The 25647-nt window shown below is 67.8% G+C and carries 21 protein-coding genes; 12 read left to right on the forward strand and 9 right to left on the reverse strand.

The features are described from left to right. Nucleotides 1-734: 734 nt before the first annotated feature. Nucleotides 735-2420, reverse strand: a complete 1686-nt coding sequence (purH, locus tag ACVWYS_RS14005) for a bifunctional phosphoribosylaminoimidazolecarboxamide formyltransferase/IMP cyclohydrolase (protein WP_456507275.1) — start codon at nucleotides 2418-2420, stop codon at nucleotides 735-737. A 164-nt stretch (nucleotides 2421-2584) separates the two neighbouring features. On the opposite strand from purH, the gene ACVWYS_RS14010 reads away from it, so the two are divergent. Further along, nucleotides 2585-3937 carry an MFS transporter gene (locus tag ACVWYS_RS14010; RefSeq protein ID WP_456507276.1) on the forward strand — a complete coding sequence of 451 codons (1353 nt, stop codon included), beginning with the start codon at nucleotides 2585-2587 and terminating at the stop codon, nucleotides 3935-3937. Between the two features lie 182 nt (nucleotides 3938-4119). On the opposite strand, the gene ACVWYS_RS14015 is transcribed toward ACVWYS_RS14010, so the two are convergent. Both ACVWYS_RS14015 and purN read right to left on the reverse strand, forming a co-directional pair. Continuing rightward, nucleotides 4120-5097 carry a hypothetical protein gene (locus ACVWYS_RS14015; protein WP_456507277.1) on the reverse strand — a complete coding sequence of 326 codons (978 nt, stop codon included), beginning with the start codon at nucleotides 5095-5097 and terminating at the stop codon, nucleotides 4120-4122. Between the two features lie 170 nt (nucleotides 5098-5267). After that, nucleotides 5268-5846 carry a phosphoribosylglycinamide formyltransferase gene (gene purN / locus ACVWYS_RS14020; protein WP_344364338.1) on the reverse strand — a complete coding sequence of 193 codons (579 nt, stop codon included), beginning with the start codon at nucleotides 5844-5846 and terminating at the stop codon, nucleotides 5268-5270. Nucleotides 5847-5885: 39 nt separating this feature from the next. Between purN and ACVWYS_RS14025 the strand changes: the two genes are divergently transcribed. Further along, nucleotides 5886-6317 (forward strand): hypothetical protein, encoded by a 432-nt coding sequence (locus ACVWYS_RS14025; protein WP_456507278.1) that lies wholly within the window; start codon nucleotides 5886-5888, stop codon nucleotides 6315-6317. On the opposite strand, the gene ACVWYS_RS14030 is transcribed toward ACVWYS_RS14025, so the two are convergent. After that, entirely contained in the window at nucleotides 6314-7633 is a 1320-nt protein-coding gene (locus ACVWYS_RS14030; RefSeq protein WP_344364344.1) for a cell division protein PerM, read from the reverse strand. The genes ACVWYS_RS14025 and ACVWYS_RS14030 overlap by 4 nt on opposite strands. A 220-nt stretch (nucleotides 7634-7853) precedes the next feature. Here ACVWYS_RS14030 and ACVWYS_RS14035 point away from each other — a divergent pair, with 220 nt between their 5' ends. The 4 genes from ACVWYS_RS14035 (at nucleotide 7854) to ACVWYS_RS14050 (ending at nucleotide 10852) form a co-directional block, all read left to right on the forward strand. Further along, entirely contained in the window at nucleotides 7854-8273 is a 420-nt protein-coding gene (locus ACVWYS_RS14035) for a DUF4383 domain-containing protein (protein WP_237563317.1), read from the forward strand. A gap of 103 nt (nucleotides 8274-8376) precedes the next feature. Beyond that, nucleotides 8377-8499: a hypothetical protein gene (locus tag ACVWYS_RS14040; RefSeq protein WP_456507279.1), complete on the forward strand. Its 123-nt coding sequence runs from the start codon at nucleotides 8377-8379 to the stop codon at nucleotides 8497-8499. A 117-nt stretch (nucleotides 8500-8616) separates the two neighbouring features. After that, nucleotides 8617-9831 (forward strand): serine hydrolase domain-containing protein, encoded by a 1215-nt coding sequence (locus tag ACVWYS_RS14045; RefSeq protein WP_456507280.1) that lies wholly within the window; start codon nucleotides 8617-8619, stop codon nucleotides 9829-9831. Between the two features lie 70 nt (nucleotides 9832-9901). Next, complete coding sequence (locus ACVWYS_RS14050) at nucleotides 9902-10852, forward strand: HNH endonuclease (protein ID WP_456507281.1); 951 nt, start codon at nucleotides 9902-9904, stop codon at nucleotides 10850-10852. Between the two features lie 12 nt (nucleotides 10853-10864). Here the strand turns inward: ACVWYS_RS14050 and ACVWYS_RS14055 are convergent, their stop codons facing one another. After that, on the reverse strand, nucleotides 10865-11437 hold the full coding sequence (locus ACVWYS_RS14055; protein WP_456507282.1) for a hypothetical protein: 573 nt from the start codon (nucleotides 11435-11437) through the stop codon (nucleotides 10865-10867). A gap of 115 nt (nucleotides 11438-11552) precedes the next feature. Next, entirely contained in the window at nucleotides 11553-12239 is a 687-nt protein-coding gene (locus ACVWYS_RS14060) for a hypothetical protein (RefSeq protein WP_456507283.1), read from the reverse strand. 364 nt (nucleotides 12240-12603) lie between these two features. Between ACVWYS_RS14060 and ACVWYS_RS14065 the strand changes: the two genes are divergently transcribed. Further along, on the forward strand, nucleotides 12604-14040 hold the full coding sequence (locus tag ACVWYS_RS14065; protein ID WP_091250968.1) for a flotillin family protein: 1437 nt from the start codon (nucleotides 12604-12606) through the stop codon (nucleotides 14038-14040). Between the two features lie 33 nt (nucleotides 14041-14073). Next, nucleotides 14074-14313 (forward strand): hypothetical protein, encoded by a 240-nt coding sequence (locus tag ACVWYS_RS14070; RefSeq protein ID WP_456509073.1) that lies wholly within the window; start codon nucleotides 14074-14076, stop codon nucleotides 14311-14313. A gap of 21 nt (nucleotides 14314-14334) precedes the next feature. Here ACVWYS_RS14070 and ACVWYS_RS14075 read toward each other — a convergent pair whose 3' ends face one another. Beyond that, the gene (locus ACVWYS_RS14075; protein ID WP_456506949.1) at nucleotides 14335-15573 is read right to left on the reverse strand and encodes an integrase catalytic domain-containing protein; all 1239 of its coding nucleotides are present in this window, start codon (nucleotides 15571-15573) and stop codon (nucleotides 14335-14337) included. Nucleotides 15574-16080: 507 nt separating this feature from the next. Here ACVWYS_RS14075 and ACVWYS_RS14080 point away from each other — a divergent pair. The 4 genes from ACVWYS_RS14080 to ACVWYS_RS14095 all read left to right on the forward strand — a co-directional run bounded on the left by ACVWYS_RS14080 (nucleotide 16081) and on the right by ACVWYS_RS14095 (nucleotide 24044). After that, nucleotides 16081-17253, forward strand: a complete 1173-nt coding sequence (locus tag ACVWYS_RS14080; protein WP_456507284.1) for a glycosyltransferase family 4 protein — start codon at nucleotides 16081-16083, stop codon at nucleotides 17251-17253. 166 nt (nucleotides 17254-17419) lie between these two features. Then, nucleotides 17420-19672 (forward strand): sensor domain-containing protein, encoded by a 2253-nt coding sequence (locus ACVWYS_RS14085; protein ID WP_456510291.1) that lies wholly within the window; start codon nucleotides 17420-17422, stop codon nucleotides 19670-19672. 204 nt (nucleotides 19673-19876) lie between these two features. After that, the gene (locus ACVWYS_RS14090; RefSeq protein WP_456509906.1) at nucleotides 19877-21979 is read left to right on the forward strand and encodes a putative bifunctional diguanylate cyclase/phosphodiesterase; all 2103 of its coding nucleotides are present in this window, start codon (nucleotides 19877-19879) and stop codon (nucleotides 21977-21979) included. Nucleotides 21980-22175: 196 nt separating this feature from the next. Then, the gene (locus ACVWYS_RS14095) at nucleotides 22176-24044 is read left to right on the forward strand and encodes a putative bifunctional diguanylate cyclase/phosphodiesterase (protein WP_456509907.1); all 1869 of its coding nucleotides are present in this window, start codon (nucleotides 22176-22178) and stop codon (nucleotides 24042-24044) included. Between the two features lie 194 nt (nucleotides 24045-24238). Here the strand turns inward: ACVWYS_RS14095 and ACVWYS_RS14100 are convergent, their stop codons facing one another. Together ACVWYS_RS14100 and ACVWYS_RS14105 are read right to left on the reverse strand one after the other, a co-directional pair. Further along, a complete protein-coding gene (locus tag ACVWYS_RS14100; protein ID WP_456509908.1) occupies nucleotides 24239-24550 on the reverse strand; it encodes an excalibur calcium-binding domain-containing protein in 312 nt (103 codons plus the stop codon). A gap of 96 nt (nucleotides 24551-24646) precedes the next feature. Then, nucleotides 24647-25495, reverse strand: a complete 849-nt coding sequence (locus ACVWYS_RS14105) for an SDR family NAD(P)-dependent oxidoreductase (protein WP_456509909.1) — start codon at nucleotides 25493-25495, stop codon at nucleotides 24647-24649. Between the last annotated feature and the right edge of the window lie 152 nt (nucleotides 25496-25647).

The raw sequence follows: 25647 nt of genomic DNA on the forward strand, positions 1-25647 counted from the left end.
CAGTGGGGACGGCCCACGGTGGCCCCGCGTCGGCGTTGAACAGTTGAACATGCGACGGCGGTCCGCCACGGGACATGCCCTCCCCACAGGCCAAGGCCTGGACATATCCCCCATATATCCAGCCCTTGGCCTGAAAAATGAGCATGTCCCCCGCGAGAATGAGCATGCTCCGCGGGCTCGCCCATCAGCCCACTCCTCGCCACAAGGAATGAACATGACCTACGGGCTCGCCCATCAGCCCACTCCTGGCCGCGAAGAATGACCATGTCCCACAGCCTGCCCACCGACCAACACCATGGCACAACGGACGAGCATGTCCCGCGAAAAGAATGAGCATGTCCCTTGGCCTGGCTGGTGACCTCCAACGGCGACAGAGGTCACCGGACATGCCCTCCCAACACTCCAAGGCCTGGACATATCCCCCTATGTCCAGCCCTTGGCCTGAGAAATGAGCATGTCCCCCGCAGGAATGAGCATGCTCCGCGGGCTCGCCCACCAGCCCACTCCTCGCCACAAGGAATGAGCATGACCTACGGGCTCGGCCATCAGCCCGCTCCCGCCCGCGAAAAATGAGCATGTCCCGCAGCCCTGCTCGCCGACGGACCCGGAGGGCACAAAAAATGGGCATGTCCTCCGGATAAGGGAGGACATGCCCATTCTTTGTGCGGCTTCTACTGCGGCGGCTTCTGCGTACAGCGGGAACCGCGGATGTGTGCAGCTGGAACCGCGGACTCCTAGTGGAAGAAGTGGCGGGCTCCCGTGAAGTACATCGTGATGCCGGCGGCGTTGGCCGCGGCGATGACTTCCTCATCCCGGACGGAGCCGCCGGGCTGGACCACGGCCCGCACGCCGGCGTCGACCAGGATCTGCAGGCCGTCCGCGAACGGGAAGAACGCGTCCGATGCCGCCACCGCACCGCGGGCACGCTCGGGAGCCTCGCTGGCGTCGGTGCCGGCCGCACCGCCGGCGGCGTCGACGTCGGACTCCACGGTGACGCCGAGCGTGTTGGCGCGCTCCACGGCGAGCTTGCAGGAATCAAGCCGGTTGACCTGGCCCATGCCGATGCCGACGGCGGCACCGTTGTCCGCGAGCAGGATGGCGTTGGACTTGGCGGCGCGGCAGGCGGTCCAGGCGAACGCGAGGTCGGCCAGGGTGTCGGCATCGGCGGCGTCGCCCGCGGCAAGGGTCCAGTTGGCGGGGTTGTCACCCTCGGCGTCGACCTTGTCCGTGGCCTGCACCAGCATGCCGCCGGAGACCTGGCGGAACTCGGTCGGGTAGCGGCCGTAGCCCTCGGGCAGCGCCAGGAGACGGATGTTCTTCTTCTTGGACAGGATCTCCACGGCCTCCTCGTCGAAGCCCGGCGCGATGACGACCTCCGTGAAGATTCCCGCCACAGTGCGGGCCATGCCGGCGGTGACAGTGCGGTTCGCGGCGATGACGCCGCCGAACGCGGACACGGGATCGCAGGCGTGGGCCTTGGCGTGGGCGTCGGCGATCGGGTCCGCCGCGGACGCGGAGCCCACAGCCACGCCGCAGGGGTTGGCGTGCTTGATGATAGCGACGGCGGGCTCGGCGAAGTCGAACGCGGCGCGCAGGGCGGCATCGGCGTCGACAAAGTTGTTGTAGCTCATGGCCTTGCCGTGGATCTGGTCGGCCTGCGCGATGCCGGCCGGGGCGGCCTTGTCCACGTACAGCGCGGCCTGCTGGTGCGGGTTTTCGCCGTAGCGGAGCACCTCGGAGCGTTCCAGGGCCAGGCCGGCGTAGGCGGGCCAGTTGATCAGGCCGTCGCCGTCCTCGTCGAGGAACTGGCTGGCGGTCCAGGTCGCCACGGCGGTGTCGTAGCTCGCGGTGTGCGCGAACGCCTTGGCGGCGAGCCGGCGTCGGGTCTTCAGGTCGAAGCCGCCCGAGGCGGCCGCCTCCACGACGGCACCGTACGACGCCGGGTCCACCACGATCGCGACGGCGGCGTGGTTCTTCGCGGCTGAGCGGACCATCGCCGGGCCGCCGATGTCGATCTGCTCGACGACGTCGTCCGCCGCCGCGCCGGACTTCACGGTCTCCACGAAGGGGTAAAGGTTGACGACGACGAGGTCGAACGGCTCGATGTTCATGTCGGCCAGCGTCTGCATGTGGGCCGGGACGCGGCGGTCCGCGAGGATGCCGCCGTGCACGCGCGGGTGCAGGGTCTTGACGCGCCCGTCCAGCATTTCCGGGGAGCCGGTGACTTCTTCGACTTCCTGCACGGGGATGCCTGCGGCGGCGATCTTCTTGGCCGTGGAGCCGGTGGAGACGATCTTGACGCCGGCGTCGTGCAGGCCCTGGGCGAGCTCCTCCAGACCGGTCTTGTCGTAGACCGAAATCAGTGCCCGGCGGATGGGCACTCGGTCGATGGATACACGGTCAAGCTGCGTGAAGCTCACAAAAAGTCTCCGTCTTATATCGCGGCGGGCCGCGGGTGGTGGGGATGCGGCCAGTTTATCGCGTCCCGGCCCTCCGCCTTCCCTCGGGGCTGCCCGCGCGCCGGAGTGTGAAGCATGCACCGGCCGTGCCCGGGCCACGTAGAGTTTTCACACAGGAGGCCAAGATGAACACGTACACCACTGTGCCCAGCGGCGAACAAGTGGTCCAGGAACTGCCGTGGCGGTGGAAGGTCCAAGGCCGGATCTTCCTGATCGGCGGCCTGGGCTTCATGTTCGACGCCTGGGACGTCACCCTCAACGGCATCCTCATTCCGTTGCTGTCCAAACACTGGTCCCTGAGCCCCGGCGATGCCGCCTGGATCGGCACGGCGAACCTGATCGGCATGGCCCTCGGTGCCTTCGTCTGGGGCACCATCGCGGACACGATCGGCCGCAAGAAGGCCTTCACCGCCACGTTGCTGATCTTCTCCATCTTCACCGTTCTCGGCGCGGTCTCCCCCGACTTCATGTGGTTCGTCGTGTTCCGCTTCATGGCCGGCTTCGGCCTCGGCGGCTGCATCCCCGTGGACTATGCGCTGGTGGGCGAGTTCACACCCCGCAAACAGCGCGGCCGGGTACTGACCGCGATGGACGGCTGGTGGCCGATCGGCGCCGCCCTGTGCGGTTTTGTCTCCGCCGGACTGGTCGCGGCCTTCGCTGACTGGCGCCTGACCATGCTCGTCATGGTGCTCCCGGCACTGCTCGTGTTCTGGATCCGCCGCAGCGTGCCGGAGTCCCCGCTCTTTTTGATCCGCAAGGGCCGCCGCGACGAGGCCGCCAAGGTGATCGACAGTCTGGTCGAGGCCACCGGCGCCGAGCCCCGCGTCTACAGCCTGCCCGCACCGCAGGACGCACCCCGGCTCTCCGCCGGCAGCGCGTGGACGCAATTGCGTGCGCTCTGGCAGTTCAACTGGAAGATCACGACGGCGGCCTGGGCCCTCTTCTTCAGCATCCTGCTGGTGTACTACCTGTCCCTGACGTGGATGCCGCGGATCCTGATCGGCGCCGGCTTCGAGGAGTACAAGGCCTTCCTGACCACGGCGTCCATGGCCGCCGTCGGTCTCCTCGGCGTGGTGGTGGCCGCCCTGCTCGTCGAACGCGTGGGCCGCAAGTGGATCCTGGCCATCACCGGCCCGCTCTCGGCCCTGACGCTCGTGATTGTGGCAATCGTGGTGGACATCCCGACGGCGGCCGTGTTCTGGCTCCTGGTCTTCGGCTTCGTGGTGCAGGTGGCCATCCCCGTGCTGTACGCCTACGTCTCCGAGCTCTACCCCACCGAGCTGCGCGGTTCCGGCTTCGGCTGGGCCTCGACGTTTTCTCGCCTCGGCGCCGGGTTCGGACCGCTGGTCTTCGCGGCCGTCCTGTGGCCGCAGCTGGGGCTCGCGACGTCGTTTGCGCTGGCCGGCGGCCTGGTGCTGCTGTCCGTGCTGTGGATGGCGTTCTTCGCCCCCGAAACCAAGCAGCGCCGGCTCGACTAGCGCGCTCTCCTTACTCCCGGATGCGCTATCACTTGTGGTCTCTCTGAGCCGCCGAAACCGCCATAAGTGATGGCGCATCCGGGGAATGACATCAGGGAGTTGGGGCGCGAGCAAACAGACGACGACGGCGCCCCTCACCTTGGGAAGGTGGGAGGCGCCGTCGTCGTGGTCGTCCAGCCCTGCTACTGGATGCAGGTCACGTAGACCGAAAGGGTGTTCGTCTTCAGCTGGGTGACGGACCAGCCCGTCGGCTGGCCCGATGCCCCCACGACCGGCTGGCTGGCCGTAACCTGGTTGCCGTTATTGCTGAGGGACGAGAAACCGCCACCGGTAGCGACGTGGCCGGCCGCGCAGCTGGCCACGACAGTGAGTGTGGAGGCGCTGGCCGACGCGACGGTCACGCTCGTGGACGCCGCGGCACCGGTTGCGCCGGTCGCTCCGGTTGCACCTGCGGGGCCGACCGGTCCGACAGGTCCCATGGGCCCGACAGCGCCGGTAGCACCTGCGGCGCCGGTCTCGCCCTGCAGGCCGGTCAGACCCGTCAGGCCGATGGCGCCGGTCGCTCCGACTGCGCCGGTCTCGCCCTGAACACCCTGGGCACCGGTCTCCCCGGTGTCGCCCTTGTCCCCGGTGGCACCCGTCGCGCCCGTGTCACCCTTGTCGCCCTGGGCGCCCTGGGCGCCGGTCTCCCCGGTGGCACCCGTCGCGCCCGTGTCACCCTTGTCGCCCTGGGCGCCCTGGGCGCCGGTCTCCCCGGTGGCACCCGTCGCGCCCGTGTCACCCTTGTCGCCCTGGGCGCCCTGAGCTCCTTCGGCTCCGGCGGCCCCCGTTTCGCCGGTGGCACCCGTCGCACCGGTCTCGCCCTTGAGGCCCGGCAGTCCCTGGATGCCGGCAAGCCCCTGGATGCCCTGGGCACCGGCGATGCCCTGGATGCCCTGGATGTTCCAGGAGATCGCGGTTTCCTTCTTTGAATCGCATGATGCACCGGCCGCGAGCACACGCAGCTCGCCGCCGTTGTTGTTGTTGTAGCAGCCCTTGATTTCGCCGGCGGGCGTCGAGGACGCCGCGACGGCCGCAGAAAGGGCGCCCGTTCCGAGAACGAGCGCCGCAGTGAGACAAAGGATCTTTGGACTTGTTCTGGCAAGGCTGAATCGAGCCATGGAATACCCCCGAATGACGCAACGAACGAATGAGACTGCGCCAGACTACGGGGCCATCCCACTACTTGCACCGGCTCAGAAATACCTGTCTTTGCCTCGGCACTACCCGACTTTTGCGGCGGAGTACTCGCTTTTGGGGGTCCGACTACTTGGTCGGGTTGGGAGTGCCGCTACTTGCGTCCGTTGTGGGCCGCGGCAAGGGACGCCAGCGTGGAGACCAGGAGGCGGCGCTCTACCACCTTGATGCGTTCGTGCAGGGACTCTTCGGTCTCGCCGTCCTCGATCGCCACGGCCTCCTGCGCGATGATGGGGCCGGTGTCCACGCCGGCGTCGGCCCAGTGGACCGTGCAGCCGGTGACCTTCACGCCGTAGGCCAGGGCGTCGCGGACACCGTGCGCGCCCGGGAAGGACGGCAGCAGGGCCGGGTGCGTGTTGAGGTATTTGCCGCCGAACGCATCGATGAAGCCGGCGCTGACAATCCGCATGAAGCCCGAGGACACCACGACGTCCGGGGCGTAGGCGGCGACGGTCTCAGTCAGGGCCGCGTTCCAGGCAGCCCGGTCCGGGTAGGCCTTGAAGTCCACCACGAACGTCGGGATTCCGGCGGCCGCGGAGCGCTCCACCCCGAATGTTCCGGGCCGGTCGGCGCCGACGGCGGCGATCTCGACGTCGAGCGCGCCGGCGGTCACGGCGTCGATCACTGCCTGGAGGTTGGAGCCGGTGCCGGAAACGAGGACTACGATGCGCATGGTCCTAGCTTATGGGGCCGCTCGCGTAGGCTGGAAACCATGAATTCCCCCACGGACTCCGGCGGCGGCCAGCCCGGCCGGCATCCGCGCGGCGCGGCGGTCAAAGACCCCCAGCAGCTGACCCACACCCTGTTCCGGCTGTTCATCGTCGCGGTCCTGGGCGCCTTCTTTGTCTTCCAGCTCGACGTCAGCTACCTGTGGCTGACGGCCCTGCTCACCACGGCCGGGATTGTGCTGGGCATTATGGTGCTGATCCGGGCCGTGAAGTACAAAGCACCGCGGTTGGTCCTGTTCGGCGCGATTTCCGGACTGATGGCCTCGGCAGTGATGCTGCTGGTGGTCCTGGCCTCGTCACTGTTCTTCAGCCAGATCCGCGACTACCAGCAGTGCGTCCGGCATGCCCTTACGGAGCAGGCAACATCCGAGTGCAGGACGCAGCTCAACAACTCCATGCCCACGCAGTTCCGTTAGCGGCCGTTGACCGCTTCGAGATCGGCTTCCCGCAGCTTCTGCTGGCGTTCCAGCCAGGGACCGGCCGCGTAGCCGATCACGACGCCGATCCCCACCTCCGCGGCCACGAACAGTGCCGTGCGGAGCGGGTCGGGGCCGATCTCCGTCAGCCTGCCGATTCCGGCGGACCCGCCGGCAAGCCAGGCGAGCCCCGCCGCGAGCAGCCCGGCGACCGAGCCGATTACCGCGCCCAGCACCAGGGTGGACGCCGCGGCGGTAAACCAGCGGGCCCGGACCTTGATGGACAGCCATTCGTCGAAGTGGTTCTCGCCTTCGCGCAGGAACCACCAGCCGGCCAGCACCCCGGCGAGCGCCGGCACCACGAGGGCCACGAAGCCGAAGTCCAGCGACCCGGACGGCAGCGCCGCGAACACGGGGATGGACGGCAGCGGCCCGACGGCGGTTCCGAGCGGGCCGGCCGCCGAGCCGACGCCCAGCGCAAACCCCGCGCCGGAGATCCAGGCCAGGGCAAACACAACGAGGTTGGGCAGAAAGCCCAGCAGCACAATGGTCAGGACAGCGCCGCCGATGGCACCGGCGTCGAGCCCCTCATACACGGCCACCACAAGGTTCCAGTGGATGAAGAGGTCGACGGCAAGCAGGGCCCCCGCCATCGCCAGGGTCGCCATCAGCGCCACCGATCCGGCCTTGATGGCGGAACCAAGGTAGGACCCGGCCCAGCGGGAGTGCTGACTGGTGCGGGACAGCCAGGCCACGGCGTCGACGCCGATCAGACGGCTCCAGGAGCCTGCCTCGCGGCGCGCGCCCACCACCATGCCCAGTCCGAACGGGATGAGCGGGATCAGCGCGGCGGACCACAAGCTGATGCCGACGTCGGACGTGCGGCAAACGAACCCCGTGGCGATTCCGAACCCCGCGTACATCAGCCAGGATCCGAGCAGGGCCTGCCAGAGCTGGTCCGTATACGAGGCGCGGGCGAGCCGACGCCCGGCACGCCAGGCGAGCAGGAACGGGATGAGGGTCAGCCCCAGCGGAATCAGTGAGAGCGTGCCGGAATCAGGGTGAGCCGCTGACCCGGCGCCGGCGGTGTCCAGCAGCAGCGGCACGCCGTGGATCAGCAGCCAGGCTTGGCCGGCGAGGCGGGCCAGGAGGTCGAACCCGCTGTTCTGGAATCCGGCCGTGGCCCAGACCGTGACGATCGGCGCCGCCACCACAAGGGCGGAGATAACGGCGGCCTGGGCGGACTCGAGGGCACCCTGCAGCCACAAGGGCATGGGAAGGCCACGTTGTCCGGTCTGATCAGCGCGCAGTTTCATCGAGTTCCATGGTGCCACGAGCCCGGCATCCGGCCGGTTACCGACAGGCACAACGCGCGGATCCGCGGAATTCGCGTCCCCCGGCTGCCGGCGCTTTTTCCACACCCGGGCCGTAAAATTGTAAATGTCCGCAATCAGTGGTTGGAGGCAGCAAATGACTACCGCATCTCCTCATGCCCATGGCGTTCATTTTGGTCGGACGGATGTACAGAACGTAGGCATGGGTGTAGGTATCGTCCTTATCGTCGTGGGCATCCTGGGGTTCATCCCGGGCATCACTACGAACTACAGCGAACTCAGGTTCTTCGGGCCCGATTCCAAGGCCCTGTTCCTGAACCTGTTCCAGGTGTCGATGTTGCTGAACATTGTTCAGCTCGCGATCGGCGCCACCGGCTTGACGATGTCCCGGACCGCCGTGGGCGCCCGGAATTTCCTCATGGGCTCCGGCCTGCTCTACATCGTCCTGAGCATCTACGGGTTTATCGTCGGCGTGAATTCGGCGGCCAACTTCCTGTCGCTGAACACCATGGACAATTGGGCCTTTATGGTCATGGGCATCGTAATGGCTGGCGCAGGCTGGCTCATGACAAGGCATCTTGAAGAAGACGTGAAGACCCGGTCATCAACCCCCGGGACCTAAGGGAGCCGCGAATGAGTAACGTTTCATAGCATTCGAAAAAATTCGTACTACCTGCTGGTGCAGTGGCTTAGCGGAAACGCGGCGGCTGCACCAGCTTCCTTTTGTGAGCACGACGACGACGGCGGCGGTGACGACGACGGCATCCTGGGCTGCCCCGCTCCCGCACCCCGTTGCCGACGACGGCCGCCAGCACTACTGCCTGGCGGCCGTTGCCGTGTGCCCGTGACTTATGGCTCTAGTCGCCCGGGGCACGGTTGAGGACCATCACAAGGGTCAGGACTGTGCTCGGCCAGGGGCATCCTCCTGCCCCGGCTACAGACCCGACCCGCAAGAAGGACCCGCCATGTCGGTGGCTTGGATTCGCGCATCATCCTTCCGGCTCACGGCCGCCAGCGTCGCCGTCGTGCTCACGGTCGCCCTGGGCGGGTGCACTCCCGGGCCGCAACCGCCGGCGCAGCCGCCGTCGTCGTCCGATCCCGTCTACCGGACCATGCTCGAAGAGTTCAGCAAGCGAATGCTCGACGGCGGCGCCCCCGCGGTGCTCATCCAGCTCCGTGTGGGGGCGGACGAGTGGTCCGCGGCGTACGGCGTCCGCAACCTGGACAGCGGTTCCCGCACCGAAATCACGGACCCTGTCCACATCGGCGGCATCACCAAGTCCATGGTGGCGGTGTCCGTGCTTAAGCTGGCCGAGGAGGGCATGCTCCAGTTGGACGCGCCGGTCAGCACGTACCTGCCGGAGTTCGACCAGGTCATGCACCCGCCGGGACCCGTGACCGTCCGCCAACTGCTGCAACATCGCTCCGGCATGCCGTCCGTGGACGGCCCCTTGTACGATCCGGCCACGGTGCAGCAGGCGCTGACCACCAGGGTGAGCCTGGCGGACCTGCTGGCCATGGCGGGCCGGATCACGTGGCAGGCAAAATTGGCCCAGGGATTTGAGTACTCCAACTCGAACTACATCGCCCTGGCGCTGATCGTCGAACGCCTGCGGGGCCGGCCGATCGGCGAAGTGATCCGCACCGACATCATTGAGCCGCTGGGCCTGGGCGGGACCCAGATGACGGCGTCCGGGCTTCCGCCCTCGGATATGGTCCACGGCTACATCACGCTGGACCGCAAACGGCTCGACGTCACCTATCCCGCGGCGCAGATCGACAACTCCGCCGGCGGCATGGTGTCCTCCATGGCGGATGTGAATGCGTTCTACCGCGCCTTGCTGCAGGACCGGCTGCTCAAGGCCGACACGATCATGCAGATGCAGAGCCCTCTCTATGCCCGGTACGGCCTCGGCGTCGTGCGCTGGAACGACCTCTGCACCAACGACTTCTACTACGGCCATCCCGGCGACGTGCCCGGCTACGGCACCATCGCCATGACCAGCGCGGACGGCACGCGGCAGCTCGCCATGGCCGTGGCCTACCCCCCGCAACCGCTCCAGTCCGGGGCCACCCGTATCCTGCGCGAAATGGAAGCCATCGCCGAGGACTCCCTCAACGCCACGTGCCCGGCCGCGCCGTCAGAGGGCGTCAAGGTTGCTGCCGGCAGTCCGGGCTGAATTTGCGCGAGGTGTGGCGGCCACTGCGACAAATAGGCATTGCGACGATCGGCACTGGGACAATGGGCACATGAGCGCGATCATCCTCGTCTGGAACCCCGACGAACGGAACAACTGGACCTACCCGGCGGTCTTGGAAGAAGTCGCGGACACAGGCTGGTTCCTAGCCAGCTGGGAGGTCGGAAACCGGGACGCCGGAAGCGGGGACGCCGCGTCCGGTGCGGAGGCGTGGCTCGTGCTCCAGGGCCGCCACGGGCGCGGCCTGATCGGTCACGGCGTCATCGTCTCGGAGCGACCGGCTCCCCGCTTTCCGGCTCCCGACCTTCAAACGCTCCGCGGTGAAGCGCCGGCCATTCGAACATCCGGCGGCCAAACATCCGGCGCCGGGGACGCAGCGCCGGCCGCTGCCCCGCTCTATGTCCGCGTGGCCTTTGATTCCCTTCTGGCCGCCGGAGACCAGATCCCGTTCGAGACCCTCACGGACGCCGTGCCGGGCATCGACTGGGAAGCTCTTCAAGGTTCCGGACTCGCCGTCGAACCGTCCGCCGAACCGCTGCTCCACGGGATCTGGAGCGAATACGGCCGGCAGCCCGCGGCCGACCCCACCCACACCGTGCCCGGCACCGTCCCGGCGGCAACGGTCAGCCGCGTGGAAGTAAACCGGTACGAACACAGCCCGGACGCGCAGCGCGTATGCATCGCCCATCACGGAACCAGCTGCGCCGTGTGCGGGTTCTCGTTTGAAATTGCCTACGGGGAGCTCGGCAAGGACTTCATCCCGGTCCACCACCTGGTCCCGGCGTCGCAGCTGGGCAGCAACTACGAACTGGATCCCGTCACGGACCTCGTGCCGCTCTGCGCCAACTGCCACGCCATGGCACACCACGGGGTGCGGACGCCGCGCACGGTCGCGGAGCTGCGCCGGATCATGGCCGACGCGGGCTACCTGGCGGGACAGACGCTGACCGTGAAAAAGCTCCAGGCCCAGCAGGACGCCCGGCGGATCCTCGACCAGCATTAGCAGTCACACCTCTCAGGCGGACCACACCTCGCGGAACTTGCCGCTGCGGTCCGGACGGGGCGGCTCGTCGGCGAACCGGACCTCCACGCCGTCGGCGCCCTGGGCGGCGAAGAACGCACCCAACCGTTCCTGTGCCGCGGTCCGCACGGCCGCCGTCGTGGCCTCCGGGTAGAGCTCGAGCCGCACGGTCAGCTGCCGCATCCCGGTGCGGATCGCCTGGAAGCGGCGGACGCCGGCGGTTTCCTCGATTACCGTCCCCAGCGCCAGTGGCAGCACCGTCACCGTTCGCCCGTCCGCGGCATTGAAGGTCAGCACGTCGCCGCTGCGGCCTTCGACGCGAAGCGCGGGGAACGGGCTGCCGCACGCGCACGGGCCGGGAATCATCTGCACCCGGTCGCCCAGGTTGTAGCGGATGAGGGGCTGGACCCGGTTGGCCAGGTTGGTGACCAACACCGTGTGGGAGAGTTCACCGGCCGGAACGGGCTGGAACGTCCTGTCCACGGGCTCCACGATGTACCAGTCCGCGTTGACGTGGAACTGCCCCTGCCGGCACCGGCTGGTCAGGGCGAGCGCCTCCGAGGCCAAGTACCGCACAGTAGCGCGGCAGCCGAGGGCCGCTTCGATCTCCGCCGCTCCGGTGGCCGCGAGGCTTTCCCCGGACGCGACGGCCAGGATCGGCCGGATCCTGAGCCGTCCGGCCTTATTGTTCGGCGGCCAGCTGCAGCATGGCGCTCGGATACCCGTAGAGCATGGTCGGTTGGAACTCGTTGAGCTCCACCACGAGATCCGGGAGCGGCCGGAGCACGGAGAACACGCGCACGTGGCGCGCGATCGTGGGGCTGCGGCGCCGCACGGTTTCGGTGAGCACGACGCCGGCAAAATGGTCCCCGTCCGCGATCAGTGCCGCGGCCCGCAGCCCCCGGTGCAGGAAGGCCCGGGTCTCCGCGGCCGTCACCATCGTCCGTCGTTCGCGGATCCGGGCGAGGAGGTTCGCCACCAGCCACGAGGTCCGGTCATGGACCAGGACCGCTGGCTCCCCGGTGGTCCCCGACGTCGTCAGGACGAGGTAGTGCCCGCGGTAGAAGCCGCCGACGCGCGAGGGGTCGTCAAGGAGGTCCGCCTTCAGTCCGGCGAGGGTGATGTGGGGGTCGGTCACCCAGTCATCGAAGTTTTCCATGAGCTCGCGCTTGCCCACGGGAGGCAGTTCCCCCAGGTTCGTGACAAGATCCGTGAGCGTCTCCGGGACGTCCCGGTACAACCTGCGGTAGAAGGGCGACGCCGACCGCGCGTGGTCAACGAGCGCCGCGAGCCGGTCCCGCTGCCGGCGGGCGATCGCGTCCTGGCCGGCATGCTCGGCCCGCCAGATGTCCCACGCGATACTGGTCATCCCGGCCGTCCGTGTCATCCCGAGAGGAGAGCCGCGCATCACCCATCACCCTTTCGCGGGCCCGGCACATCTGCTGCCCGCCCTCCCACGCTTGCGCGCTTGTGCTATTCCACGCTGGCACGCTACACCACGTTGGCACGGCGGCGACCGCCCCAACAGGGGCTTTCGGCACCGGCGGGGCTTGGGCGTATGCCCGGACACTGTCGAATTGCTGGACTTACCGGCAGGTAGCACCACAGACTGTGTACAACGGCTGGCTGGGCGGCGTCGCAGTTCCTGCTTTCCAGGCAGGCCGGGGACTACCAGCAGCATCGTTTGGGGCTTTGCTTTTACACCTTTTCCACCACCGTGAAGGGACCTGGTAATGCAGGACTTGTCAGCTTTCTACCCGCTCATTTCGATCATCCTCGGGGCGGTCGTGGTCATCGGCGTCATCTGGGTGGCAACAAAACTGATGTGGAAGGTGGCTGAACCGAACGAGGCCCTCATCATCTCCGGGCTGACGCGCGGCACGCTGGAAACCCGGGAGGGCATGGACTTCAAGATCGTCACGGGCAAGGGGGCCCTGGTGCTCCCGGGGCTCCAGACCGTGCGGCCGCTGTCCCTGACACTGAATGAAACCGAGCTCAAGGTCTCCTGTGTGACCTCCCAGGGCATCCAGGTCATTGTTGACGGCGTGGTCATCTACAAGATCGGGGATGCCCCGCCGTTCATCGCCAACGCCGCACGGCGGTTCCTGGGCCAGCAGCCCAAGATGGAAAGCCAGGTCTACAACGTCTTTGAAGGCCATCTTCGCTCCATCATCGGCAGCATGACGGTCGAGGAAATCATCCGCGAGCGCGACAAGTTGGCCTCCCAGGTCCGCAGCGCCAGCGGCGTCGAAATGGAGAAGCTGGGGCTTGTGGTCGACTCGCTGCAGATCAAGGACCTCCAGGACCCCACTGGCTACATCCAGAACATCGCCAAGCCGCACATTGCCATGGTCAAGATGGAGGCCCGCATCGCGGAGGCCACCCGGAACCGCGAGGCGGCGGAAAAGGAAGCAGAGGCCGAGGCCATGATCGCCGACGCCCAGAGTTTGTCCGCGATCCGGCAGTCCGTGGCGCAGGCCAATGCCGAGCGGGCCAAGGCGAACGCGGCCCAGGCCGGGCCCCTGGCCGATGCCTCGGCGCGCCAGCAGGTGGTGGTCCAGGAAACCGAGGTGGCGAAGCTCGAGGCCGACCGGGAGGAACAGAAGCTCCAGACCACCGTCCGCAAGCCCGCCGACGCGAGGGCCTACGCCAAGCGCACCGATGCCGAAGGCCAGAAAGCCGCGGACATCAGCGCCGCCGAGGCACTGGCCCGGCGCACCGAGCTTGAGGCCCAGGCCAACGCGCGCCGGACCGAGCTGCAGGCCCAGGCAAACGCCAACGCCGCGGCAGCAGCAGCCGGAGCCACCAAGGTCACCGGCGAGGCCGAGGCTGCTGCCACGAAGGCGCGCGGCGATGCTGCCGCCTCCGCCATCAAGGCCAAGGCGCTGGCCGAGGCTGACGGCATCAAGGCCCGTGCGGAGGCGCTCGGAACCAACCAGGACGCCGTCATCTCCCAGCAGCTCGCCGAGAACATGCCGGCCATCGTGGCGGCGGCAGCCGAGCCGTTTGCGCACGTCGGCCAGATGACCGTGCTCAATGGCGGCGAAGGGGTCAACCGGATGATCGGCGGGATTTTGGCACAGGTGGGCGACTACCTTCCGGCGCTCTCGACCGCGCTCAAGAACGGCCGGGACGCCCACAAACGGGACGGGAAGGCTCCGGAGGCATAGGGCCGGCGTGCGTGCAGGGATCAGGGGATCGTGATGCATAAGGATGTTGACCGGAGCCTGACCGGAAAGATTGGGCGCGTCACCGGACGGATCGGCCCGGGCACCATCGGCGAGGTCATGCTGCCGGTCCGCGGCGGAACCAGCGCGTTCCACGCTCACCCGTTCGACAAAAGCAGCGTCTTCGCCGTGGGCGAGCGGGTCCTGGTCATTTATTTTGAGCCGCCCCAGACCGTCTTCGTGGACGAGCTTCCGGACGTTCTCAAACCAGAATGACGGCCTCCCTGTTGCCTCACGTCAATAGGTCCGGGAGGGTTGATTCGTTGCCTCACGTGAAAAGGTCCGGTTCAGGGGCGGGTTGAACGAGGTGTTGACTTTGTAGTTGCGGGGTGCGGCTTTGGCTTGGGCGAGGGTTTCGAGTTCACCTGTCAGTCCCAGGATCTGCCGGGACAACACCGCGGGTTTTAGGCGTTTGAACTGGGCGTTCATGGTGATGACGGGGCGTTTGCGGGTGTCCGGGTGGCGGGCGGCGCGCTGGTGCGGGGTGAGCGCGGCATCATGTTTCTTGATGACTTTCGCGCCGTGGCGTTCCTTGGACACCAGCTTCTGCTGCGGGAGCAGATAGTTCGTGAACAGCCCGTCAAGCTCCCAGATCTCGTTGAGCTTCTCCAGTTCCGCGGCGGTGTCATAGCGGTAGTAGCCGACCAGCTCCCGGACCCTGGCCCAGTTCTTTTGTTCCACGTGGGCGCCATCGTTCTTGTTCCCCGGACGGGACCGGGTAAAGGTGATCCGGTGCTCCTGGCAGTAGGCGAAGAGGTAGTCGTTGATGAATTCGGTGCCGTTGTCCGAGTCGATCCCCACGATCGGGAACGGGAACCGTGCCAGCGCGTACTTCAGGGCCGCGAACACCCATTTCTGCGCCTTGTTCGGCACGGACCGGTTCACGGTCCATCCCGTGGCGATATCCGTGACCGTCAGCGTGAAGCAGAACTGCCCGGAGGCCACCCCGCCCTCGTGCCCCACCAGGTCGATCTCCACGAACCCGGGCACCGCATCGTCCCAGTCCGCCCAGGTCCGGACCGGGATCTGGGACTTCAGCAGCGATCCGGGCTTGGTGTGGGAACGGCCCCGCAGCACCAGCTTCTTCCGTTCCGGGGCCAGCCGGCGGTCAATCGTTGCCGCGCTCATCCGCATCAGCAGCTCCGCCTCCTCATCCGAGAGCATCAGTTCCCCGTCCCGGCGCAGCAACGGCACCAGCACCGGCAGCATCGGGGCCAGACGTTTGCCGGCCGGAGCGCGCAGCACCGCCCAGCACACCACCAGAGCCTCGACGACCCGCGGACCATACACCGGCGGCCTCGGCTCCCGGGCCCGCACCGGCCGCAGCTGAAGCGCCTGCCGCAGGGCCCGGCGCGCATAGTCCCGGTTCCAGCCCGTGAGCTCCACCAGCTCATCGAGGATCCGGACCTTCTCCGGCCGGCCGGCCCGGGCATACGCCCTGGCCTTGATCACCGTGACAGCCTTCCGCTGGCTCATCGTCAGTCCCATCCCTCAAGGATGTCCACGGCCCCGTCGTTCCCGGACCTTTTCAGATGAGGCAACGTACCCGGCTCCACGGACCTTTTCCATGAGTCAACGCGGCCTCTGGACGCTAGGAGGCGACGGGCGTATTCTGAAGTTCCGTCGCCTCTGGAGGTATTTCAGATGGAAGGCAATATGCGTGAGCGTCTCGGGCCGGCCGCCAGGTTCGTAAGTGGTTCCGGCATGCAAGCCCGCGGCCCGGTCGGCAACTGGCCCGATCCGCTGTAGCCCGTCCTTCCGCCATGCCGTCCGGCACCGCCGTTGAGTCGGAGTGTGCCGTGAACACATGGCCTCGATGATTCGCGCCCTCTTAGCCGCACGCTCCCGCCGTCGGCCCCCTCTCTGAGCCTCGCCCCGTTGCTCGCGGCACTCGGCTGACCGTGCCCACCTGTTAACCCAGTCTTCCCCTGCCGGCAACGCCCGCTCCCCCGCACCGCAAGGCGGCGCCCGCACCGTGGAGGAGTGAGGATCGCAATCGTCGCCGAATCATTCCTGCCGCTCATGAACGGAGTTACCCACTCCATCCTGCGCGTGCTGGAGCATCTGCAGGAGCGCGGGGATGAGGTGCTCGTGATCGCGCCGTCCACGCAGGACACAGACGTCCCGGACGAGGTCTATGGCGCCCACGTGCATCGGCTCCCCTCGGTCCCGCTGGCCGGCTATGCGAATGTGCGGGTGGCGTTGGGCGGTGTGTATCGGGTCAAGCGAATCCTTGCCGACTACGCGCCCGACGTCGTCCACCTCGCGTCCCCGTTCGTGCTCGGCTGGCGTGCAGCGCAGGCCGCTCACCAGCTCGGCATCCCGACCGTCGCGATCTACCAGACCGAGGTGCCCGGCTACGCTTCGCGCTACGGCGTCCCGTTCCTGGAGAACTGGGCCTGGAACCGGGTGGAACATATCCACCTGCTGGCCTCGCGCACCCTGGTCCCCTCCACCTTCGCGCTCAACCAGCTCCGCGGCCGCGGCATTCCGCGCGTGGACATGTGGCGGCGAGGCGTGGACACGCAGCGGTTCACCCCGGAGAAGCGCGACGCCGGCTGGCGGGCGTCCGTAGCCCCCGGCGGCGAGCGCCTGATCGGGTACGTCGGCCGGCTGGCGGCCGAGAAACAGGTGGAGGATCTGGCGGTGCTGGCGGATATCCCCGGAACCCGTCTGGTGATCGTCGGCGACGGGCCCCAGCGGGCGGCCCTGGAGGCTGCCCTGCCGGACGCCGTCTTCACCGGGTTCCTCGGCGGCGACGAACTGGCCCGGGCGGTGGCGTCTTTCGACCTCTTCGTGCACCCCGGCGAGTTCGAGACCTTCTGCCAGACCATCCAGGAGGCCATGGCCTCGGGGGTGCCGGTGGTGGCCACCGGCCGGGGCGGGCCGCTGGACCTCGTGGAGAATTCGCGGACCGGCTGGCTCTACGAGCCCGGCGACCTCGCCGGGCTCCGGGCCCGCGTGATGGACCTGATGGGCGACGACGCCAAGCGCCGCGCGTTCGCCGAGGCCGCGCATGCCTCGGTTCAAGGCAGGACGTGGTCGGCCCTCGGGGCCGAGCTCGTGGGCCATTACAAGGCCGTCACCCGGGAACCCGCCGTCGCCCGCTCCCCCCTCGTTGCCCTATCACTTAAGGCTGCTAAACAGGGGTTTTAAGCACCATTAGTGATAGAGCAACCCGAAGAATGGAGGCGGGGCCAACGGGGGCCGGACCCGCCCTGCGCTCGTGGTGACACCTCCGGGACCGTCGGGACGCCTATGATTTCCCGATGGGAGGGTTCTAAATGACTGATTGGTCTCAGATGTGCACGGCGGTAACCGGGTGACGGCGCCGTCGAACCCGGAGGGAGCATCCGGCAAGGCCCCACAGTACGAGGATCTGGTGGAATCCTGCCCCGACGCCCTGCTCGTGCTGGCCGAGGACGGCACCATCAGGATGGTCAACGCCGCCGCGGAGCGCATGTTCGGGTACCCCCGTGGGGAGCTCGCGGGCATGGACCACCGCATGCTCCTGGCCGAGGGATTCAGGAACGGGTTCCAGCGGATGTTCTTCACCCTTCGCCGTGAAGCGGACAGCACAGCAGCCGCAGACGCCGAAACTGCCGTTGCCTGTGCTGCTGCCCACGTGCCGATGGAGGTATACGGGTTGCGGCGGGAAGGCACAGAGTTCCAGGCCGAGGTGGCCTGCTCCCTCGTCGTCACCGATGCCGGGCCTCACTCCGGTGCCGCCGGCGGTACCGACGCCGATGCAGGCGCCGACGCCGACGCCCGGACGGCCGGCATGATTGTCGCGATCCGCGACACCTCGCACCGCGCGGAGACCGACGACGGACTCCGCGAGGCGATGTCGCTGCTGAGCGCGACGCTCGAATCCACAGCCGACGGCATCCTGGTGGTCAGCAGCGAGGGCGAGATCGCCGGCGTCAACAGCCAGTTCGTCACCATGTGGGGCATCCCGCGGGAGCTGCTGGCCACCCGCGACGATGGGGCCGTCATGGGCTTCGTCCTGGACCAGTTGCAGGATCCCGCCCAGTTCATTGAAAAGGTGGTTGCCCTCTACGCCGATCCCGCGGCCGAAAGCCACGATGTCCTGGAATTCCGCGACGGCCGGACGTTTGAACGCTATTCCCGCCCGCAGAAGGTCGCGGACCACGTGGTCGGACGCGTGTGGAGCTTCCGCGATGTGACCGCGGCCAAGGTGGCCCAGGACCGGATTGCCCGGGCCATGGCCGACCTCGCCGAGCAGTCCGCCCAGCTCAAGGCGCTGGCGTTCCGGGACGGATTGACCGGCCTGTCCAACCGGCAGCAGTTCAACGACAGCCTCGCCAGCGCCCTCGCAGGCCCGTGCGGCACCGCCGTCGACGTCCTGCTTCTGGACCTTGACGACTTCAAGGAAGTCAATGACATCCTGGGCCACCACGCCGGGGACCAGATGCTCATTGAAGTGGGCCGGCGGCTCCGGACGTGCGTCCGGCCGAACGACGTCGTGGCCCGCCTGGGCGGCGACGAATTCGTGGTGCTGCTGGTCGGCTCGCTGGATCCCGAAGCCGTCGCCGCCAGGATCGTCGACTCGCTGCGGGTGCCCGTGTGGATTGATGGCACCATGCTGCGGCCCAGCCTCAGCCTGGGGCTCGCCTCGATCAGCGAGGACGCCGTGGACGCCTCCGAGCTCCTGCGCCGTGCCGACGTCGCGATGTATGCCGCCAAAGCCGCCGGCAAGAACCGGTACATGCGCTTCCGGCCGGAGATGATGAAGGCCCTGGTGGACCGCAACGATCTCGAGGCCGGTCTGCGGCTGGCGGTGGACAACGGGCAGATTGCCGTGCACTACCAGCCGATCGTCTCGGCGGACCGCGGGACCGTGGTCAAGGTCGAGGCGCTGGCCCGCTGGGTGCGTGACGGGGTGCTGGTTTCGCCCAAGGATTTCATTCCGGCGGCGGAACGCAGCGGCCTCATCGTCGAGATCGGAACCGAGGTCCTGCTGCGCGGCTGCACCGAGCTCAAGCCCTGGCTGGATCAGGACGCCTCCCGGTCCCTGGCCGTGAACGTCTCCGGCATCCAGCTCCAGCATGGGGACTTTGCCGAACTGGTGCTGGCCGTGGCGGAGTCCTGCGGGGTGGATGCGCGCCAACTGGTCGTGGAAGTCACGGAAAGCGTGTTCTTCGACGACGACTGCCACGTCATCCGCCAGCTCATGAACCTACGCACGGCCGGCGTCCGCGTGGCGCTGGATGACTTCGGCACCGGCTTCTCCTCGCTCGGGCGGCTTCAGGGCCTGCCGGTGGACACACTGAAGATCGATCAGTCGTTCGTGTCCATGATCCGCACCGGCGCGGAACAGCTGCCCATCCTCAACGCCATGATCGGCATGGCCCACGGCCTGGGACTCACCGTCACCGCCGAGGGCGTGGAAACGTCCGCGCAGGCCGAGTACCTGATGGAGCTGCGCTGCGATTCCCTGCAGGGCTTCCTGTTTTCGGGCCCGCAGCCGGAGTCCGGGCTGCAGCAGGGACTGGAGCAGGCGGCCCGGGCCATCGCCGCACTGCGGGGCGACCGGGTCCCCGGTCACCGGTGACCGGCAAATCACCGGTGACCGGCAAATCACCGGTCCGATGTGCCGGACGGATGAACTGGACAAACGTACTGGAATGTACTGGACAGATGTACTGGACATTGGGCCGAACGACCCTATGATGCAGTGAAACGCATTGACCCTGGCACCTTGGCCGGGAACATCATCGCTCTATGAACTTCCGTCGCTTTGGGGGCCGGTATCGTCGTGGGAACTGGGTTTGGTGAAGCCCTGCTGGAGCAGGGTCCTGATGCGTTTCTGCTGTTAACTGCGGACGGCACCATCGCCTTCGTGAATTCGGCTGCGGAACGCCTGTTCGGATTTCCACGTGAAGAACTGCTGGGCGTGGACCACGCCGTCCTGCTCACGGAGGAAGGCAGCGGCGGCTTCCTGCGGGTCTTTGGCCGGCTGGGCCGGAAGAGCCGGGCCGCAAGCCGGCCGTTCGCCGCCGTCGGACGCCGCCGGGACGGGACGGAACTCCCCGTGGAGATCACGTGCTCGCTCGTGACGGTCGACGCCGGCACCGCCATGGCGGTCGCCGTCCGGGACGCCGATCACCGCAACGACCCCGACGCCGGTCGGCGGCTGGCCGTCTCCCTCCTGGACGCCACGCTGGAGACGACGTCGGATGGTATCGTCGTGGTCTCCAGCGAGGGCCAGATCACCGGGATCAACGACCAATACCTGAAGATGTGGGGCATGCCGCCGGAGCTGATCGCGGCCGAAGACCCCACCGCGCTGGTCCGGTTCATCGCCGACCAACTGACCGATCCCGACTACTTCCTGCAAAAGGTGTCAGCACTCTACGCGGACACGGTGATGCAGAGCCACGACGTCCTGGAGTTCGCCGACGGCCGCACCGTGGAGCTGCACTCGCGCCCGCAGAAGGTGGCGGACAGGATCGTGGGACGGATCTGGAATTTCCGCGACATCACCTCGCGCCGGCGCGCCCAGGACCAGGCCCGCCGCGCCATGGAGGAACTGGCCGAGCAGGCCGGAAAGCTCAAGGCGCTGGCCTTCCAGGACCCGCTCACGGGGTTGGCCAACCGGATGCTCTTCAATGAGCGGGCCGCGGCGGCGCTGCTCACGCCGGACCCTGTGCACGTCCTGCTCCTGGACCTGGACGACTTCAAGGAAGTCAACGACGTCCTGGGCCACCATGCCGGCGACGAGATGCTCGTGGAGATCTCCCGCCGGCTCCAGAACTGCGTGGGCCCGCACGGCACCGTCGCCCGGCTGGGCGGCGACGAGTTTGTCGTGCTGCTGGTCGGCTGCCGGGACGCCGACGGCGTGGCCCAGCGGGTGGTCAGCACTCTGAATGCCCCCGTCTCCATCGAAGGCACGCTCATGCGGCCCGGCCTGAGCCTGGGCGTGGCCTCGCGGGACGCCGGGACGGAGACGTCCTCGGAGCTGCTGCGGCAGGCGGACCTGGCCATGTACGCGGCCAAGGAGGCTGGCAAGAACTGCTATGTGCACTTCCGCCCGGAGATGCTCGCCGCGCTGCTGGAACGCACCCAGCTCACGGCCGGGCTGCGGCGCGCGGTGGAGCTGGGGCAGATCATGGTCCACTACCAGCCCGTCATCTCCAGCGACCGGCTCGACGTCGTGCAGTTCGAGGCGCTGGCCCGCTGGGAATGGGACGGCGAGCTGATCCCGCCGGACGATTTCATCGAGACGGCCGAACGCAGCGGCCTGATCCGGGAGATCGGGGCCGAGGTCCTGCGGCGCAGCTGCACCGAGCTCGCGCCGTGGCTGGCCGAGGATCCGTTCCGGAGCGTCGCCGTCAACGTCTCGGGCGTGCAGCTGCAGCACCGGAACTTCGCCGAGCGCGTCCTGGACATTGCGGCCTGGAGCGGCGTGGACCCGCACCAGCTGGTGCTGGAAGTGACCGAGAGTGTGTTCTTCGATGCCCACTCCCACGTGATCGGCCAGCTCGAGACCCTGCGTGAAGCCGGCATCCGCGTGGCCCTGGACGACTTCGGGACCGGCTATTCCTCGCTGGGCCGGCTGCAGGACCTGCCCGTGGACGTGGTCAAGGTCGACAAGTCCTTTGTGTCCATGCTGCAGACCGGTACGGAAAAGCTGCCCATCCTCACCTCGATGATTCACATGGCCCATAGCCTGGGGCTGAAGGTCACGGCCGAAGGCATCGAGACGCCGGCCCAGGCCCGCTACCTCATGGACCACGGCTGCGATGCCCTGCAGGGATTCCTCTTCTCCCGCCCCGAGCCCGCTGCGGCCAGGGAGCGGGCCGTCCGCAACTCGGTGGCGGCCATCGCGGAACTGGAGGGCGTACCGCTGCCCGGGTAGCCGGTGCGCCGCGGTCCGCCGGGCTGTTGGTGCCCCGCATTTCTGGCCTATTCAGCACTTTCGACACATTCGCTCGCGGCATGATGCCCACCGCCCTCGGCGGGCACGCACCGCATATGATTCAGTGAGCGCAGCGCCCGGTTCTCCGCCGGGCGCCCGATATCATCATCCGTCGCCTGGGGGGCAGTCAAACATCGTGGAAGCCGGTTTCGCACAGCAACTGTTGGAGTACAGCCCGGACGCCCTGCTGCTGGTCGGCCGGGACGGATCCATTTCCTTCCTCAACACGGCAGCGGAGCGGCTCTTCGGCTATTCCCGCGCGCAACTCCTCGGTGCGGACCATAGCCTGCTCCTGGCCGAGTCCTCCCGGGAAGAATTCCACGGCGTCCTGGCCGGGCTGGCCGCGGCCCCCAGTCCCCACGCTCCGTTCGCCGGCTCCGGGCGCCGGGCCGACGGCACCGAACTCCAGGTCGAAATCACGTGCTCGCTGGTCCCCGCCCCAGCAGCAGCGCCCGACACCGGAACCTCCGTCGCCCTCGCGGTCCGCGACGCCGGCCACCGGATTGCAGGCACCGGCCCGGTGGCCGGAGCCACCCCCGGCAGTGGCGCCCTCAGCAGCGCTGTGGGTGGCGGCGCGACCCACGGCAGCGCCGGCAGTTCGCTCAGCGGCGACTTCCGCCGTCGTACCCCTAGTGCTGCGGGCGCTCCGGGCGCCGCACGGGCGGCAGGGGCGGCTCCCGCGGCGTTCGTCGGGCACGACGACGAACTCAAGGCCGGGTCCCTCCGCGATCCACTGACCGCGCTGCCCAACGGTCCGTTCTTCAACGAGCGGCTCGCCGCGGCGCTGCGCCGGCCGGATCCCGTGGACGTCCTGCTGCTGGACATCGATGACTTCAAGCACCTCAACGACATGCTGGGACGCTCGGCGGCCGATGAGCTGCTGGTGGAGGTCGCGAGCAGGCTGCGCAACTGCGTCCGTCCGCACGACACCGTGGCCCGGCTGGACGGCGACGAATTCGCGGTGCTCCTGACCGAATGCCTCAACGCCGACGCCGTGGCCAAGCGGATCACCGAGGCCCTGCACCAACCGCTGCGCGTCGGCGGCACCATGGTCCGCCCCGGCGTGAGCATGGGCCTGGCGTCCAAGTCCGCGCAGACCCTGGACGGGGCCGAACTGCTGCGGCAGGCCGACGCCGCCATGACCGCGGTCAAAGCCGCCGGAAAGGACAACTGGCTGCGGTTCCGGCCGGAGATGCTGAACACCGCCGCCCACAAGGCCGACGGCGAGACTGGGCTCCGCCGCGCCGTCGAGCTCGGCCAGATCTCCGTGCATTACCAGCCCGTGGTGTCCCCCGGCATCGGCTCGGTGGTGCAGTTCGAGGCGTTCGCGCGGTGGGAACGGCACGGCCGGCTCGTGCCGCCCAACCAGTTCCTGCCCGTCGCGGAGCAAAGCGGCCTCATCCGCGAGATCGGAGATGAGGTCCTGCGCCGCGCCTGCGCCGAGATCCGGCCCTGGCTGGCCGGCGACGCCGCGTACAGCGTCGCGGTGAACGTCTCGGGCCTGCAGTTCCAGCACCGGGACTTCGCCACGGACGTGCTCGCGATTGCCGCGTCCACGGGCGTTGACCCGCACCAGCTGACGCTTGAGCTGACCGAAAGCGTGTTCTTCGATGCGTCCTCGGACGTGCTGGGCCAGCTGCGTCACCTGCGGGAGGCCGGCGTCCGGATTGCGATGGACGATTTCGGCACCGGATACTCCACGCTCGGCCGGCTCCGGGAACTGCCCCTGGACATGGTCAAGATCGACCGTTCCTTCGTGGCCATGATCAAGACAGGACAGGAACAGCTCCCGTTCTTCGGCACCATGGTCAACGCCGCGCACGCCCTGGGCCTGAAGGTCACGGCGGAAGGCATCGAGACCCCGTCGCAGGCCAAGTACCTCATGGACCGCGGCTGCGACTCCCTGCAGGGCTACCTCTTCGCGAAGCCCGCCCCCGCCAGCGACCTCGCCGGGACCATGGAGAGCGCCCTCACCGCCCTGGACAAGGTCGACGCCGGGCGGTGACTCTGCGTGTGCCCCCTGTTGCCGGGCGTCACCAGGTCGGCGCGCGTTGGCGCCCCCACACTCCGCCGCAATCCGCCATTGGACCCAAACGGCCGCTAAGCATCATGGCTTAGCGGCCGTTTTTGGCACTTCGTTGGATCGTCCGGGCCCGCCCCAGGAGCCCCAGAAGTCGGGGTCCCGGCGGGGTCCCCGCTCTAGCGCTTTTCGCAGGCGATGCCGTCGTTGTCACGGTCGAGGTCGTACTCGCCCCAGTGGCGCGCACCGCCGTCGTTGTAGCTGTAGACGGTGTTGTCGACGCGGAAGTTGGTGACCGGCTTTCCGCTGGTCTTGTCGCGGGCGCCAGCGCGGCCGACGCCGTGCGGGTAGACCTTGTTCAGCTCCGTGCAGTTCTTGTACGACTTCGACGCGGGCGCAGCGGATGCCGGCACGGCCGTGGCGCTCAGAACGACGGCGGTTACCGCCAGGGACGAGACAAGCAATTTCTTCAGGCGCACGGTAGACAGCACTCCCCCAAATAGAAGCCCTCGGCCGCGTCTCGGCGAGGGGCAGGAAAATGCTACCCCACCGATTCGCCGTTTCCCGTGAGGCTCCGCCCTGGTGAATTACTGCCGGGGGTCCAGCGTGTCGCTGTCCCGGGCCACCATCGCTTCGCTGCGCTGCCACAGCGCCTTGGCCAGGCCGGCGTCGTAGGCCTGCTTGTTGGCCTTGGAGAGCGTCCGCTTCGCGTAGTAGGTGCCCGAGATCCAGTCGTGGCCCGGGGTGGCGTTGGCGAGCCACACAAGGGTGTCCGCGCCTTGGTCCGGGGTCAGCATGAAGCGTTTGAGGAACGACTTGTAGGCGAAGCGCATGGGGCTCGTGGAGTCGGCCGCGAAGTTTGTGGCCACGCCGCCGGGGTGGAAGGCCGCCGTCGAGATCCCCTCGGCGTTGTAGCGGTTGTGGAGCTCGGTGGTGAAGAGGATGTTGGCGAGCTTGGCGTTGCCGTAGGCGCGGTTGGTGGAGTAGCTCCGGGCCGCGTCGAGGTCGTCGATGTCCAGTTTGCCGAAGATTGAATTCGCCACGCTGGAGGTGTTGATGACAGTGGCGTGGCTGGCGGTGAGAACGTCGATCAGCCGGGTGGTGAGCAGGAACGGGGCAAGGTGGTTCACCTGGAAGGTTTTCTCGTGGCCGTCCACGGTGAGCTCTCGGGGTCCCATAATGCCACCGGCGTTGTTCGCCAGGACGTCGATCCGCGGGTACTTCTCCGTCAGCTGCGCGGCCAGGGTGCGTACCTGTGCGAGCTCGGCGAAGTCGCTGACAAAGAAGTCGGCGCCGATTTCCTTCGCGATCGCCTCGGTCTTCTCCGCGGAACGCCCGACGACGACCACGCGGTCCCCCTGCTGGGCGAAAGTCCGTGCGGCGGAGGCACCGATGCCGTCGCTGGCTCCGGTGATGACGATAGTGCGCTCGGGCATTGACGTGTCCTTAGAACGAAAGCGGCCGGCTGGTCTTTTGGAATCCAGCCCCGTCGAATTCTAACGATCCCAACTCGGAGAACGTTCCGCTGGAGCCGGGGCTTTCCCCGGAGTCTGCTGGGAGTTTCCCGAAACTGGTGCGGGTTCTAAAT

It is taken from the genome of Arthrobacter sp. TE12231 (assembly GCF_054062895.1).

Bases quoted from the DNA above. Each gene is read 5' to 3' on its own strand.
- ACVWYS_RS14010 (WP_456507276.1), top strand. From the start codon at position 2,585: ATGAACACGTACACCACTGTGCCCAGCGGCGAACAAGTGGTCCAGGAA.
- ACVWYS_RS14015 (WP_456507277.1), bottom strand. From the start codon at position 5,097: ATGGCTCGATTCAGCCTTGCCAGAACAAGTCCAAAGATCCTTTGTCTC.
- purN (WP_344364338.1), bottom strand. From the start codon at position 5,846: ATGCGCATCGTAGTCCTCGTTTCCGGCACCGGCTCCAACCTCCAGGCA.
- ACVWYS_RS14025 (WP_456507278.1), top strand. From the start codon at position 5,886: ATGAATTCCCCCACGGACTCCGGCGGCGGCCAGCCCGGCCGGCATCCG.
- ACVWYS_RS14030 (WP_344364344.1), bottom strand. From the start codon at position 7,633: ATGAAACTGCGCGCTGATCAGACCGGACAACGTGGCCTTCCCATGCCC.
- ACVWYS_RS14035 (WP_237563317.1), top strand. From the start codon at position 7,854: ATGGGTGTAGGTATCGTCCTTATCGTCGTGGGCATCCTGGGGTTCATC.
- ACVWYS_RS14045 (WP_456507280.1), top strand. From the start codon at position 8,617: ATGTCGGTGGCTTGGATTCGCGCATCATCCTTCCGGCTCACGGCCGCC.
- ACVWYS_RS14050 (WP_456507281.1), top strand. From the start codon at position 9,902: ATGAGCGCGATCATCCTCGTCTGGAACCCCGACGAACGGAACAACTGG.
- ACVWYS_RS14060 (WP_456507283.1), bottom strand. From the start codon at position 12,239: ATGACCAGTATCGCGTGGGACATCTGGCGGGCCGAGCATGCCGGCCAG.
- ACVWYS_RS14065 (WP_091250968.1), top strand. From the start codon at position 12,604: ATGCAGGACTTGTCAGCTTTCTACCCGCTCATTTCGATCATCCTCGGG.
- ACVWYS_RS14070 (WP_456509073.1), top strand. From the start codon at position 14,074: ATGCATAAGGATGTTGACCGGAGCCTGACCGGAAAGATTGGGCGCGTC.
- ACVWYS_RS14075 (WP_456506949.1), bottom strand. From the start codon at position 15,573: ATGAGCCAGCGGAAGGCTGTCACGGTGATCAAGGCCAGGGCGTATGCC.
- ACVWYS_RS14105 (WP_456509909.1), bottom strand. From the start codon at position 25,495: ATGCCCGAGCGCACTATCGTCATCACCGGAGCCAGCGACGGCATCGGT.